This window comes from Achromobacter deleyi (assembly GCF_902859705.1).
GTDB lineage: Bacteria > Pseudomonadota > Gammaproteobacteria > Burkholderiales > Burkholderiaceae_B > Achromobacter > Achromobacter deleyi.
On the sequence record NZ_CADIJO010000003.1, the window covers coordinates 371,366 to 385,254 of the forward strand.

Below are 13,889 nucleotides of genomic sequence, written 5' to 3' on the forward strand. Positions count from 1 at the left end.
CTTGTCAGTATGAGTTGGGCGTGTCGCCCACGGATTCATGGGTCACCTTGCCGCGCATGACGCGGTACACCCAGGCGGTGTAGAGCGTCACGATCGGCAGGAAGATGACGACGGCGATCACCATGATCCACAGCGTCATGTGGCTGGACGACGCGTCCCAGACGGTCAGGCCGGCCTTGGGATTGGTCGAGGACGGCATCAGGAACGGGAACAGCGAGAAGCCCACCGTCAGGATGACGCCGGCAATCGACACCGACGACGCCAGGAACGACAGCACGTTGGCGCGCAGCGTCAGGAACAGCAGCACCAGCACCGCACCGGCCACGCCCAGGATGGGCGCGATCCACATCAGCGGCCAGGTGGCGTAGTTGGCCATCCAGGCGCCGGTCTGCACCGCGACCGTCTTGAGCATCGGGTCCGACGGACCTTGCATGTCGACCGTGCTGGTGATGGCGTGGCCGCCGATGCCGCCAGCCACCCAGAAGCCGCCCGCGATGAACAGCGCCAGTGTCAGCAGCGCGCCCAGGCGGCCCCAGTTGCGCGCCCGCGACGAGATCGGGTCTTCGGTGCGCCATGCCAGCAGCACCGCGCCGTGCATGGCCAGCATCACCACGCTCAGCACGCCGCACAGCAAGGCGAACGGCGTGAACAGCTGGTAGAAATGGCCCTGGTAGACCATGCGCAGCGCGTTGCCGTCGAACGTGAAGGGCACGCCCAGGATGATGTTGCCGACCGCCACGCCGAACACCAGCGAGGCCACCACACCCGAGAAGCACAGCACGCCGTCCCAGGTATTGCGCCAGCGGGTGCCTTCCATCTTGCTGCGGTACTTGAAGCCCACCGGACGCAGGATCAGCGCGATCAGCGCCAGCATCATCGCCAGGTAGAAGCCCGAGAACGATGCGGCATACAGCAAGGGCCATGCGGCGAAGATGGCGCCGCCCGCCGTGATCAGCCACACCTGGTTGCCTTCCCAGACGGGGCCGACGACGTTGATGACGACCCGGCGCTCGGCGTCGGTCTTGGCCACCACCGGCAGCAGCGCCGCCACGCCCAGGTCAAAGCCGTCCATGACGGCAAAGCCGATCAGCAGCGCGCCCAAGAGCGCCCACCAGACCACCCGCAAGGTGGCGTAGTCGAAAGGAATAAGGGTATCCATGGCTTCTCTCCCCTTAAGCGCGCACGGCGGCGCGGACAGGATCGGCGGCGGCGCCGGCAGGCGCGGGCGCGTCGGATTTCGGTCCGGCCTTGATCGCGTGCAGCATCACCTTGACGCCGATGATGAGCAGCACCGTGTACAGCACCAAGAAGATCGCCAGGCTGATGGCCAGGTCGGCGATGGTCAGGCCGGATGCCGCGTAATACGTCGGCAGCACGCCTTCGATCACCCAGGGCTGGCGGCCGTATTCCGCCACGAACCAGCCGCTTTCAATCGCCACCCACGGCAACGGCAAGCTCCACAGCGCAACCTTGAGCAGGCCGCGGCGGCTGTCCAGGCGCCCCCGCGAGGCCAGCCAGAACGCCACGCCGAAGAACAGGATCAGGTACATGCCCACAGCCACCATGATGCGGAACGCCCAGAACAGCGGCGCCACGTTCGGCACGGTGTCCACGGCCGCCTTCTTGATGTCGTCTTCCGTGACCTTGCTCATGTCGGGCTGATGCCGCTTGACCAGCAGTGCGTAGCCCAGGTCCGGCCAGGTCCGGTCGAACACCATGCGCGCATCGGTATCCTTGGGATTGGCACGGATCTTCTGCAGGGCGTCATACGCCACCATGCCATCGCGGATGCGGTTTTCTGCGCGCAGGATCAGGTCGTCGATACCCAGCAGCGGCGTGGTCAGCGAACGCGTGCCGATGATGCCCATGACGTACGGGATCTCGATGGCGAAGTCGTTCTTGCGCTCGGCCTGATTGGGAATCGCGATCAGGTTGAAGGAAGCGGGCGCGGGCTCGGTGTGCCACATGGACTCCATGGCCGCGATCTTCATCTTCTGGTGTTCGGTCGTGAGGTAGCCGCTTTCGTCCCCCAGCACGACCACCGACAGCGCGGACGCCAGGCCGAAGCTGGCCGCCACCGCCATCGAGCGCTTGGCCAGGTCGGTGTGACGGCCCTTGAGCAGGTACCAGGCGCTGATCGACATGACGAACATGGCGCCGGCCACGTAGCCCGCGCTGACCGTGTGCACGAACTTGGCCTGGGCCACCGGGTTGAAGATCACCGCGGCGAAGTCGGTCATTTCCATGCGCATCGTGTCCGGGTTGAACACGGACCCCACCGGGTTCTGCATCCAGCCGTTGGCGATCAGGATCCACAGCGCCGAGAAGTTGGTGCCGAACGCCACCAGCCAGGTCACCACCAGGTGGCTGACCTTGGACATGCGGTTCCAACCAAAGAAGAACAGGCCGACGAAGGTGGCTTCCAGGAAGAAGGCCATCAGCCCTTCGAGCGCCAGCGGCGCGCCGAAGATGTCACCCACATAGTGGCTGTAGTAGGACCAATTCATGCCGAACTGGAACTCCATGACCACGCCCGTGGCCACGCCCAGCGCGAAGTTGATGCCGAACAGGGTGCCCCAGAACATGGTCATCCGCTTCCAGATGGGGCGGCCGGTCATGACGTACACGCTTTCCATGATGGCCAGGATGAACGACAGGCCAAGCGTGAGGGGAACGAAAAGGAAGTGGTAAAGCGCGGTCGCGGCAAACTGGAATCGCGACAGGTTCACTACGTCGAGATCAATCATTGGGGCGCTCCCATGCAGGTGAGTAGCCACAGCAACCGGCATGGTTCCCAGGCCGTCTCTCGCGCCATGATACGGGCGATGTATACAACTTCATAGAGGTTTCCTGAAAAATCGGGGCGGATCGAAATCAGCTTTTGCCCCGCAATTTGCCGGCGAATCCAAGCACTTTCTGCACCTTCGAACCCAACTTCATCAGGTTCTGCAGCGTCTCGGGCGGCAGGCGTTGAACCTCATCGAACCATCCGGTGGACAGTTCGATGAGCTCCAGCATTTCGGTCATGCGTTGCTGCGCATAGGCTTCGTTGGGCCCCGACGGGGGTTCGAGCAGTGTGTCGCGCAGCAGGGTCAGGGTGGGATCGATTTCGCGCTTGCGCTTTTCTTCCATGAGGATGCGGAAGATCTCCCAGACGTCCTTGGGGGTCTCGAAGTAGTCGCGGCGGTCGCCGACCTGGTGCACCAGCTTGACCAGGCGCCAGGACTGCAGCTCTTTGAGGCCCAGGCTGACGTTGGAACGCGAAAAACCCAGCGTTTCGGCAATGTCGTCGGCGTGCAGCGGCTCGGGCGACAGGAACAGCAGGGCGTAGATCTGGCCGACGGTGCGGTTCACGCCCCAACGGCTGCCCATTTCGCCGAAATGCAGGACGAAACGTTCGTTTTGAGGGGTAAGCACCATGGGCAATCCAGACCAGTCAGCAACCACGGCGGCCATTCCCGACCTGAATGGTCGGATATAACTAGTTACGCCGTTTTCAGAAATTCCTGAAATTATCGAACAAACTGTGCGAAAGCGCAAACCACACTCGTGGAAGGGGTATTGCCGCAAGCGCAGGTGAATCCGCCGTTCGCCCCTGCAAATTAGAGCCTTCCTGTTGCAATCTCACGACGAAAAAAAGCCACCCGCCGGTCAGGCGGGTGGCGAGGTTATCGCAACTGCGGGGCGCCATCGCGGCGCCCGGCGAAGGAAAGGTCAGCCGGCCTTGACGGTCACGGCGGCCGATACGCGCTTGGCCTTGGCGCGGGCGGCGGCGACGTCTTCGGCCACGGCCAGCCCCACGCCCATGCGGCGGCGGACAAAGGATTCCGGCTTGCCGAACAGGCGGATGTCGGTGCCCGGCTCGGCCAGCGCCTGCGCCACGTTGTGGAACGACACGGCCTGCGCATCGACACCGCCGTAGATGACGCTGCTGGCGCCGGGCTGGCGCAGCGAGGTGTCCACCGGCAGGCCCAACAGGGCCCGGGCGTGCAGCTCGAATTCGTTCTGGGCCTGGGTGATCATGGTGACCATGCCGGTATCGTGCGGCCGCGGGCTGACTTCCGAGAACCAGACCTGGTCGCCGGCCACGAACAGCTCGACGCCGAAGATGCCCAGGCCGCCCAGCTCGGACGTGACCGCCAGCGCGATATCGCGCGACCGCTCCAGCGCGGCGGGCGACATCGGGTGCGGCTGCCAGCTTTCGACGTAGTCGCCGTCGACCTGCTTGTGGCCGATGGGCTCGCAGTAGCGGGTCTCGACCTGGCCGTCCGCGCCACGGGCGCGCACGGTCAGCAGGGTGATTTCGTAGTCGAAGCGGATGAAGCCTTCGACGATGGCGCGGCCCCCGCCCACCCGGCCGCCTTCCTGGGCATAGCGCCAGGCGGTCGCGACGTCGTCCACGCTCTTGATGACCGACTGGCCCTTGCCCGACGAGGACATGACCGGCTTGATGACGCACGGATAGCCGATGCCGTCGTCGATGGCCTGGCGCAGTTCGTCCTCGGTATCCACGAAACGGTAGGGCGAGGTCGGCAGGCCCAGGGTCTCGGCCGCCAGGCGGCGGATGCCTTCGCGGTTCATGGTCAGTTGGGCCGCCCGGGCGGTCGGGGTGACCCGCGCCACGCCCGCCGATTCCAGTTCCACCAGCAAACTGGTGGCAATGGCCTCGATTTCGGGGACAATAACGTGCGGCTGCTCTTGCTGGATGACCCGTTTCAGGGCTTCCGGGTCCGTCATCGACACCACATGGGCGCGGTGCGCCACCTGGTGGCCTGGCGCGTCCGCATACCGGTCCACCGCAATCACTTCCACGCCCAGCCTTTGCAGGGCGATGATGACCTCTTTGCCCAATTCGCCCGATCCGAGCAGCATGACTCGGGTGGCCAGGGGGGACAGGGGCGTGCCAAGGACGGGGCTGGGAATGCTGGACATGGAGCGGGCCTGGAAAGGAAAGATTGATAGCCGGATAAAAGAGCCGCCAGGATGCCATACCCCCCTGCCCGGGGCAAACCCGCAACCTGATATTAAAATCCCCTGATGACCGACCATCCCACCACATCGTCCGACACCGCGCTGGCATCTGCGCGCCGGACGCTGCAAATCGAAAGCCAGGGCATCCTCGACCTGTCTGCCCGCCTGGACGACAGTTTCGCGCAGGTTGTCGCCATGCTGCTGGCCTGCCGCGGCCGCGTGGTCGTGAGCGGCATCGGCAAGACCGGCCACGTCGCCCGCAAGATCGCCGCGACGCTGGCGTCCACGGGTACGCCCGCGTTCTTCGTGCATGCCGCCGAGGCCGTGCACGGCGACCTGGGCATGATCACCCGCGACGACGTCCTGATCGCCATTTCGTATTCCGGCTCCGGCCAGGAATTGCTGACCATCCTGCCGGTGGCGCGCCGCATGGGCGCGGGTCTGGTCGCCATCACCGGCAACCCGCAATCCGAACTCGCCCGCCTGGCCGACGTCCACCTGGACGCCAGCGTGGCGCAGGAAGCCTGCCCGCTGAACCTGGCGCCCACCGCCAGCACCACCGCGGCCCTGGCCCTGGGCGACGCGCTGGCCGTGGCCTGCCTGGAAGCCCGCGGCTTCGGCCCGCAGGACTTCGCCCGCTCGCACCCCGGCGGCGCGCTGGGCCGCCGCCTGCTGACCCACGTGCGCGACGTCATGCGCCAGGGCGACGCCCTGCCCATCGTGGCAGCGGGCACGCCGGTGTCGCAGGCGCTGGAAGTCATGTCCGCCAAAGGCATGGGCATGACCGTGGTCACCGATGCGCAACACCGCCCGCTGGGCATCTTCACCGACGGCGACCTGCGCCGCCTGATCGCCCGCTACGGCGACATCCGCAGCCTGACGGTCGACGAAGGCATGACCCGCTCCCCCCGCAGCGTCAATCCGGATGCGCTGGCCGTCGAGGCCGCCCGCCAGATGGACGACCAGCGGCTCAATCACATGCTGGTGCTGGACGCCGACGGCGCCCTGCTCGGCGCCCTGCACATGCACGACCTGATGGCCGCCAAAGTGGTATGACTATGACCCTTCCTCCTTCGATCACCCACCCGGCCGAAGCGCTGGTCCTGGCCCGTATCACCCCGGCCGTGCGCGAACGCGCCGCCGCCGTGCGCCTGATGGTTTTCGATGTGGATGGCGTCCTGACCGACGGCAGCCTGTACTACGGCGAAACCGGCGAAGCGCTGAAACGCTTCCATGCGCTGGATGGCCACGGCCTGCGCCTGCTGATGGAAGGCGGCCTGAAGGTAGCGCTGATGACCGGCCGTTCCGGCCCCATCGTGGCGCGCCGCGCAGCCGAACTGGGCATTTCCGAAGTCATGCAGGGCGTGCGCGACAAAGGCGCGGCGCTGGCCGAACTTGCGCAGCGCAGTGCGGTCCAACTGAACCAGACTGGCTACATGGGCGATGACATCATCGACCTGCCGGCCATGCAACGCGCCGGCTTTGCCGCCAGCGTGCCGAACGCACCAGGCTACGTCAGCCAGGCAGCCCACTGGATCGCCACGCAACCGGGCGGCGGCGGCGCGGTGCGCGAATGCTGCGACCTGGTGCTGGCCTCGCAAGGCCGCCTGGGCGGCTTCCTGGCGGCGCCGGGCCTGCTCGGCCCGGGCGCCATCCAGTAAGCGCCCCTAACTACGCCCTGACCGGCAGACCTGATGAAAGATCGTTTTCCTTCCCTGATCGCGCTGTTCCTGCTGCTGGTGCTTGTCGCCAGCACGTACTGGGCGGCCGACTACGCGCAGCGCGCCATCCAGTCGGATCCGCCGCGCCGCGTCACGCACGAAATGGACGCGTGGTCGCGCAATTTCGTGATGCTGCGCACCGACCCCACCGGCCGTCCGATCAACCGCCTGGAAGGCGAATACGCCGAGCATTTCCCGGACGACGACTCGTACCACATCACCCAGCCGCGAGCCATTGGCCAGCGCGAAGCCAACCCGATCACCGTGGGCGTGTCCAAGACCGCCGTCATGGAACAGGGCGGCAAGCGCATCGTCATGAATGGCGACGCCCATGTGCACCGCCAGCCCGACGCCAACAACGACGTGCTGGACGTGCGCAGCCAGCAGCTCATCCTGTTGCCCGACGACGACGTGGTCTATACCGACCTGCCGGCCGAGGTCATCAAGGGACGCTCGCGCATGAACGGCAAGGGCATGCACTACAACAACAAGACACGCCAACTGCAGGTATCGGCCTCCACCGACGTGGAGATCGCCGGCACGGAAAACAAGTCGCGCCGCCAGACCGAGACGCCTGCCAACACCTCTGACCAGAAGAAACCATGACCGACCTTCGGATTCGCATTGCCCCCACCACGCGCCTGCTGGGCGCGGTGCTGCTGATGGCATCGGCGGTTGCGCCGGCGCTTGCGGCCGACCCCAAGCCGGCCGCGAGCACGGCCAAGGCCGCGCCCGCCGAGGAACCCACCACCACGATCCTGTCGGACACCCTGCACTACGACGACGTCAAGAAGCAAAGCGTCTTCACCGGCAACGTCAACATGACGCGCGGCCTGATGACGCTGACCTCCGACGTGCTCGAAATGCGCGAAGACGCCGCCGGCAATCAGTACGGCACCGCCACGGCGAACAAGGGCAAGGTCGTGACCATCCGCCAGGAACGCCCCGAGACCTTCGAGCTGATCGAAGGCAAGGGCCTGCGCGCCGAATACGACGGCACCAAGAGCACGTTCGACCTGATCGGCCAGGCCGTGGTCGTGCGCTACGTCTGTGGCAAGCCTTTCGACACCATCCGCGGGGAACGGGTACGCTACAACGAAAAGAGCGGCACCTACGAAGCCCAGGGCGGCCCGAATTCGGCCGCCGCGGGCGGACGGGTCCGTTCGGTGGCCGAACCGCGCGCCAAGTCCGATGCTGCCGTGGCCGAATGCCGCAAGCAGCAAGAATCAAAGAAAGGGCGTTAAAGCGCCTCCCATGCACCACCATACGCAGCCACGATGAACCAACCCTCTGTGCAGACTCCTGTGACCTCCGCCCCTTCGGGCGTCAAGCAGGGCAGCCTGCGCGCAACCGGCTTGCGCAAGACCTACAACGGCCGCACCGTGGTGCAGGACGTGTCCCTGTCCGTCGTCAGCGGCGAAGTGGTCGGTTTGCTCGGCCCCAACGGCGCCGGCAAGACCACCAGCTTCTACATGATCGTGGGCCTGGTACCGGCCGACGCCGGCCGCATTGAAATCGACGGCTCGGTCATCACCGCCATGCCGATCCACAAGCGTGCCCGCATGGGGCTGTCGTACCTGCCGCAGGACGCCTCGGTGTTCCGCCGCCTGACGGTCGAGCAGAACATCCGCGCAGTGCTTGAACTGCAATTGGGGCCTGATGGCCGCCCGCTGTCCACGCCCAAGATCAACGAGCAGATGGAACTGCTGCTCGAAGAACTGCAGATCGGCCACATCCGCAGCAACGCCGCCATCTCGCTGTCGGGCGGCGAACGCCGCCGCGTGGAAATCGCGCGCGCACTGGCCACCAGCCCGCGCTTCATCCTGCTGGATGAACCCTTTGCCGGCGTGGACCCCATCGCGGTGATCGAAATCCAGCGCATCGTGCGCTTCCTGAAGGGCCGCGGCATCGGCGTGCTGATCACCGACCACAACGTGCGCGAAACGCTCGGCATCTGCGACCGCGCCTACATCATCAGCGAAGGCAAGGTCCTGACCGACGGCCACCCCGACGAAATCGTCGGCGATCCGGCCGTGCGGCGCGTCTACCTGGGCGAGCACTTCCGCATGTAACAGGCCCCTGGGGAAAGCCCCTAGGGCCCTTCGTGGCCCCCTGGGAGCGCCCCCTGGGAATCCGCCATAAAAATGCCATGAACTTGCGCTAGGTCAGCTTGTTTTATCGGCCCGAGTCTATACACTAGTACTAAACGAACCCTCTCAAACAAGGAGAACGCCTAACGACCCCACCGCGCATTTTGCGCACCATTTTTTCCTCTTTTAGAAGGAGAGCACACTATGAACCTGAGCATCTGCGGTCGTCACCTCGACGTCACCCCGGCCATCCGGGAATATGTCATGAACAAATTGGCGCGAGTGCTGCGGCATTTCGATCACGTCATCGATACCCAGGTCATGCTCTCAGTAGAGCCCCTGCGGCACAGAGCCGAAATCACCATGCGTCTTAGCGGCAAGGATATTCATTGTGAAGCAACCGATGAAAATCTCTACGCAGCGATAGACCTTCTTGCTGACAAAGTCGACCGTCAGGTCATCAAGCACAAGGACAAGGTACGAAGTCACACGGCAGAGTCCGTGAAGCGGCAAGCGGCGAGCCTCTCGCCACCCCAGCAGTAACGCGCTTCATGACCCGCTCGCCGTGCGAGCCAAGCTAAACAGCGATTCTTGAATCCTGCCTAAGTCCCGGTGTCCCGCTAGACGATTCGTCCAGCCGGGGCATCGGCAAACTCCCCTCCTGCAGTGCCCCTCCCCGGATTTGCCCCCATCTTTTGTCCCCGATTCTCGACGTGCGTCGACGAATCCGCTTCGCCCATCCCTCGCCCGTGAAATCGCCGCACTTTGCGGCCCGGACTGCGAGCGGGTGCACGAGAATGCCCACAACGCGCCGCGATCGGTCTATGCTGTCGCTCTCGCCCCGGGGCCCATCCGCCCTGGCAAGCGTCGAGCCGGGCCACCCGAAGCCCGCCGCGCAAGGCATCTTGGCCCGGCATTTTTGCAGTGCATCATATAACCCTATAATGGTCCGATGAATCATTTGTCGCGCATCCTTCCCGCCGGCAACGTCGTCCTCGATATGCTCGCCACGAGCAAGAAGCGCGCGTTCGAACAGGCTGGCCTTCTCTTTGAAAACAACCATGGCTTGGCGCGCGCGCTCGTGTTCGACAGCCTGTTCGCACGCGAACGCCTGGGTTCGACCGCCCTGGGCCAAGGCGTCGCGGTGCCGCATGGCCGCGTGAAGGGCCTGGAACAAGCCCTGGCCGCGTTCATCCGCCTGGCGCAACCCATCACATTCGACGCACCCGACGGCCAGCCCGTTTCGATGCTGCTCTGTCTGCTGGTGCCGGAAACCGCCACGCAACAGCACCTGGATATCCTGGCCGAACTGGCGCAGCTGATGTCCAACAAGGCATTGCGCGAAGCGCTGGCCACGGAGGCCGATCCGGCCATCGTCCACAAGATGCTTACCACCGGCCAACTCTGACCCCTCGCGGAAACGCTGCCATGCTTACGGTGCAGGAACTCGTCGACGACAACGCCGACAAAATCCCCTTCAACTGGATTTCCGGACAAGGGGCCGCAGACCGCGCAATTCCCGATGACGGCATGGCAGCCGCGGACCTGGTGGGTCACCTGAACCTGATCCACCCCTCGCGCATCCAGGTGTTCGGCCAGGAAGAACTGGCGTACTACACCCGCTTCGACCTGCGCCGCCGCATGCACCACATGGACGAGCTGCTGATCGGCGGCGTCCCGGCCATCCTGCTGGCTGACGGCCTGACGCCGCCGCAGGACCTGGTCGATCAATGCGACCAGCATCAGGTGCCGTTGCTGTCCACGCCGGTCGCCGCCGCGCAACTGATCGACCTGTTGCGCATCTACCTGGGCAAGAAGCTGGCGCCCACCACCACCGTGCATGGCGTGTTCCTGGACGTGCTGGGCCTGGGCGTGCTGATCACCGGCGAATCGGGCCTGGGCAAGAGCGAACTGGCGCTGGAACTCATTTCCCGCGGTCACGGCCTGGTGGCCGACGACGCGGTGGAATTCTCGCGCACCGCTCCCAACATGATCGAAGGCCACTGTCCGCAACTGCTGCAGAACCTGCTGGAAGTGCGCGGCCTGGGCCTGCTCGACATCCGCACCATCTTTGGCGAGACCTCGGTACGCCGCAAGATGCGCCTGAAGCTGATCGTGCACCTGGTGCGCGCCACGGCACAGGACAAGTTCGAACGCCTGCCGCTGCAGGACATCACCCAGGACATGCTGGGCTTGCCCGTGCGCAAGGTCATGCTGCAAGTGGCCGCCGGCCGCAACCTGGCGGTGCTGGTCGAGGCCGCCGTGCGCAACACCATCCTGAAGCTGCGCGGCATCGACACCCTGGGCGAATTCATGGAACGCCAGGCTATGGCGATCCTGCAAAGCAGCAAGTAATCGCGCGTCGCCCAGCGGCCCCGTGAGCCTCTACGAAAAACTCGCCAACGAAATCGCCCAGTCGATCCGCGATGGCGTCCTGCGCGTGGGCGACAAGCTGCCGTCGGTGCGCGATGCCTGCGCCAGCCGCGGCGTCAGCCCGTCGACGGTGTTCCAGGCCTATTACCTGCTTGAAGCGCGCGGCCTGATCCGCGCGCGCCCCCGCTCCGGCTACTACGTCAACACGCGCAGCGACAGCCTGCCGCCCGAGCCTGACACATCCTGCCCCGACGGCGAATCCACCGAGCTGGCGATCAGCGAACGCATCTTCGACATCCTGGATTCGGTGCGCAACCGCGACGTCGCGCCGCTGGGCTCGGCATTTCCCTCGCCGCTGCTGTTCCCCTTGCCGCGGCTGGCGCAGGCCATGGCCGCGCACCTGAAGCGCCAGGACCCGCTGGCCACGATGGAAGACCTGTCGCCGGGCAACCCAGGCCTGCGCAGGCAGATCGCGCTGCGCTACCTGATCGCGGGCATCAACGTGCCGGCCAGCGACATCGTGATCACCAACGGCGCGCTGGAAGCGCTGAATCTTTGCCTGCAAGCGGTCACGCAGCCCGGTGACACCGTCATCGTCGAAGCGCCGACCTTCTATGGCGCCTTGCAAGCGCTGGAACGCCTGGGGCTGAAAGCGCTGGAAGTGCCCACGCATCCACGCACCGGCGTAGACCTGGGCGCCATGGAAGCTGCCATCGCGCGCCATGCGCCCAAGGCCTGCTGGCTGATGACGCAGTTCCAGAATCCGCTGGGCAGCCTGATGCCCGACGAAAAGAAGCGCCAGCTGGTCGAGCTGCTGACGCGCCATGACATTGCGCTGATCGAAGACGACGTCTACGGCGAGCTGTATTTCGGCGCGACGCGCCCCGTGCCCGCCAAGGCCTTTGATACCCAGGGCCTGGTGCTGCACTGCTCGTCGTTCTCGAAATGCCTGGCGCCGGGCTACCGCATTGGCTGGGCCAGCGCGGGGCGCTACACACAACGCGTGCAGCGCCTGAAGCTGTCGTCCACGCTGTCGGCGTCCAGCCCGGCGCAAGGCGCCATCGCCGAATACCTTGAGCAAGGCGGTTACGACCGTCACCTGCGGCGGCTGCGCGAGACCTTGCAGGCCCAGCAGGACTTGATGGCCAACGCGATCGCCCGCGAATTTCCGGCGGGCACCCGAGTGACGCGGCCGCAAGGCGGCTTCTTCCTGTGGCTGGAAATGCCCGCTGCCGTCGATGCGCTGGCGCTGCACCGGCAGGCGTTGGCGCGCGGCATCAGCGTGGCGCCGGGCCCGATCTTCTCGGCCAGCGGCCAATTCGGCAACGCGCTGCGCCTGAACTACGGCCACCCCTGGGACCCGGGCCAGGCCGATGCGATTCGCACCCTGGGCGACATGGCCCGCGCGGCCTGCAGCCAGGCCACGCGGTCGCGCTGATCAGTTACGGGTCGCCGCGGCCCGCGCGCGCTTGACCTCAAGCGAGGTGACCCCGCCTGCCGAATTGCCCCAGCTGTTGCGGATGTAGGACACCAGCATGGCGATGTCGTTGTCGTTCAGCATTTGGCCGAAAGGCGGCATGCCGTGCGGCCGGGGGTTGGCCGCCGTAGCGGGCGCAAAGCCGCCATCGAGCACGATGCGGATAGCATTGACGGGCGATGGCGCGGTCACGGTGGGGTTGCCGGCCAATGCAGGCCAGGCGCCCGCGCTGCCCTCGCCTGCGGCCTGGTGGCACTGCACGCATTGCTGGCGGTAGAGCTTGCCCCCCAGTTCCATGGCGGCGGCCGACACAGGCGCGGCGGACGCAGCGGTAGATGCCGGGGTATCCGGCAGCGACTTGAGGTACACCCCCATCGCCAGCGCATCTTCACCCGTCAGGTGCTGCGTGCTGCCCAGAACGACTTCGGCCATCGGGCCGCTGGCGCTGGAATGCGCCGCGATGCCGGTTTGCAGCAGATCGGCGATGTCTTGCGCGGACCATCGGCCCAAACCGGTACGCGGGTCGTTGGTCAGGGGTGGCGCATACCATTCCAGTCCCGGAATCACACCACCGGTCAGGCCGTCAGCCGGACGGGTCGCGCCCAGACTGTTGCGCGGTGCGTGACAAGCCGCGCAGTGGCCCACGCCTTCGACCAGATAGCGGCCGCGATTCCATTGCTCGGATTGACCGGGATCGGGCTCCAGTGCGCCAGGCTTGAAATACAGCGCGCGCCACGCCGCCAGCAAGATGCGCTGGTCATACGGGAATTCAAGCTCAGGCGGCCGATTGGCCTGGCTGACCGGCGTGACGGTGCGCAGGTAGGCGAACAGCGCATCGGCATCCGCGCGGCTCACACGGGTGTATTCGGTGTACGGAAAGGCGGGATACAGCAACGTGCCGTCGCGCGACTTGCCATTGTGCAGGGCTTGCCAGAAGTCATCGGCGGTCCAGGCGCCGATGCCGGTCTTGTCGTCGGGCGTGATGTTGGGCCCGTAGAGGGTGCCGAACGGCGTGGGAATGGGCGTGCCTCCCGCATAGGCCGGGCCGCCGCGCGCCGTGTGGCACGCCACGCAATTGCCGGCCAGCGCCAGGTAGCGCCCGCGCTCGATCCGCTGCTGCGGGTCCGACGGCGCGGCGGCAGGACCTGTGCTGGCGTCATCGCGCGTGCCCAGCCAATACAGGGCGCCCAGCACCACCACGATCAGCGCCAACAGGGACCCCAGGATTCTTTTCATCAATGTCATCGTGCGCCCCCG

General features: G+C 65.8%; 14 protein-coding genes. 9 read left to right on the top strand and 5 right to left on the bottom strand.

Annotated elements, in window-relative coordinates; all coding sequences use genetic code 11:
- Positions 1-4: 4 nt before the first annotated feature.
- The 4 genes from cydB to purT all read right to left on the bottom strand — a co-directional run bounded on the left by cydB (position 5) and on the right by purT (position 4,932).
- Positions 5-1,159, bottom strand: a complete 1,155-nt coding sequence (gene cydB, locus HV798_RS06705) for a cytochrome d ubiquinol oxidase subunit II (protein ID WP_175191549.1) — start codon at positions 1,157-1,159, stop codon at positions 5-7.
- A gap of 13 nt (positions 1,160-1,172) precedes the next feature.
- Positions 1,173-2,747 carry a cytochrome ubiquinol oxidase subunit I gene (locus HV798_RS06710; RefSeq protein WP_025141038.1) on the bottom strand — a complete coding sequence of 525 codons (1,575 nt, stop codon included), beginning with the start codon at positions 2,745-2,747 and terminating at the stop codon, positions 1,173-1,175.
- 127 nt (positions 2,748-2,874) lie between these two features.
- Positions 2,875-3,420 carry a GbsR/MarR family transcriptional regulator gene (locus HV798_RS06715; RefSeq protein WP_025141037.1) on the bottom strand — a complete coding sequence of 182 codons (546 nt, stop codon included), beginning with the start codon at positions 3,418-3,420 and terminating at the stop codon, positions 2,875-2,877.
- A gap of 294 nt (positions 3,421-3,714) precedes the next feature.
- A complete protein-coding gene (purT, locus tag HV798_RS06720; RefSeq protein WP_175191548.1) occupies positions 3,715-4,932 on the bottom strand; it encodes a formate-dependent phosphoribosylglycinamide formyltransferase in 1,218 nt (405 codons plus the stop codon).
- Positions 4,933-5,037: 105 nt separating this feature from the next.
- Between purT and HV798_RS06725 the strand changes: the two genes are divergently transcribed.
- The 9 genes from HV798_RS06725 (at position 5,038) to HV798_RS06765 (ending at position 12,593) form a co-directional block, all read left to right on the top strand.
- The gene (locus HV798_RS06725; RefSeq protein WP_175191547.1) at positions 5,038-6,027 is read left to right on the top strand and encodes a KpsF/GutQ family sugar-phosphate isomerase; all 990 of its coding nucleotides are present in this window, start codon (positions 5,038-5,040) and stop codon (positions 6,025-6,027) included.
- Positions 6,024-6,632: a KdsC family phosphatase gene (locus HV798_RS06730; RefSeq protein ID WP_025141034.1), complete on the top strand. Its 609-nt coding sequence runs from the start codon at positions 6,024-6,026 to the stop codon at positions 6,630-6,632. The genes HV798_RS06725 and HV798_RS06730 overlap by 4 nt, the downstream gene beginning before the upstream one ends.
- Before the next feature lie 33 nt (positions 6,633-6,665).
- Positions 6,666-7,298, top strand: a complete 633-nt coding sequence (gene lptC / locus HV798_RS06735; protein ID WP_175191546.1) for an LPS export ABC transporter periplasmic protein LptC — start codon at positions 6,666-6,668, stop codon at positions 7,296-7,298.
- Positions 7,295-7,936, top strand: coding sequence for a lipopolysaccharide transport periplasmic protein LptA (lptA, locus tag HV798_RS06740; protein WP_025141032.1), 642 nt, complete (start codon positions 7,295-7,297; stop codon positions 7,934-7,936). Before lptC ends, lptA begins: the two co-directional genes overlap by 4 nt.
- Positions 7,937-7,969: 33 nt before the next feature.
- Positions 7,970-8,764: an LPS export ABC transporter ATP-binding protein gene (gene lptB / locus HV798_RS06745; protein ID WP_025141031.1), complete on the top strand. Its 795-nt coding sequence runs from the start codon at positions 7,970-7,972 to the stop codon at positions 8,762-8,764.
- A 222-nt stretch (positions 8,765-8,986) separates the two neighbouring features.
- Positions 8,987-9,325, top strand: a complete 339-nt coding sequence (gene hpf, locus HV798_RS06750) for a ribosome hibernation-promoting factor, HPF/YfiA family (RefSeq protein ID WP_025141030.1) — start codon at positions 8,987-8,989, stop codon at positions 9,323-9,325.
- A gap of 409 nt (positions 9,326-9,734) precedes the next feature.
- Positions 9,735-10,190, top strand: a complete 456-nt coding sequence (locus HV798_RS06755; RefSeq protein ID WP_006224727.1) for a PTS sugar transporter subunit IIA — start codon at positions 9,735-9,737, stop codon at positions 10,188-10,190.
- A gap of 20 nt (positions 10,191-10,210) precedes the next feature.
- Positions 10,211-11,137 carry an HPr(Ser) kinase/phosphatase gene (gene hprK / locus HV798_RS06760; protein ID WP_006216298.1) on the top strand — a complete coding sequence of 309 codons (927 nt, stop codon included), beginning with the start codon at positions 10,211-10,213 and terminating at the stop codon, positions 11,135-11,137.
- Positions 11,138-11,159: 22 nt separating this feature from the next.
- Positions 11,160-12,593: an aminotransferase-like domain-containing protein gene (locus tag HV798_RS06765; RefSeq protein ID WP_175191545.1), complete on the top strand. Its 1,434-nt coding sequence runs from the start codon at positions 11,160-11,162 to the stop codon at positions 12,591-12,593.
- Here the strand turns inward: HV798_RS06765 and HV798_RS06770 are convergent, their stop codons facing one another.
- Positions 12,594-13,877: a c-type cytochrome gene (locus HV798_RS06770; protein ID WP_175191544.1), complete on the bottom strand. Its 1,284-nt coding sequence runs from the start codon at positions 13,875-13,877 to the stop codon at positions 12,594-12,596.
- Positions 13,878-13,889: the final 12 nt, after the last annotated feature.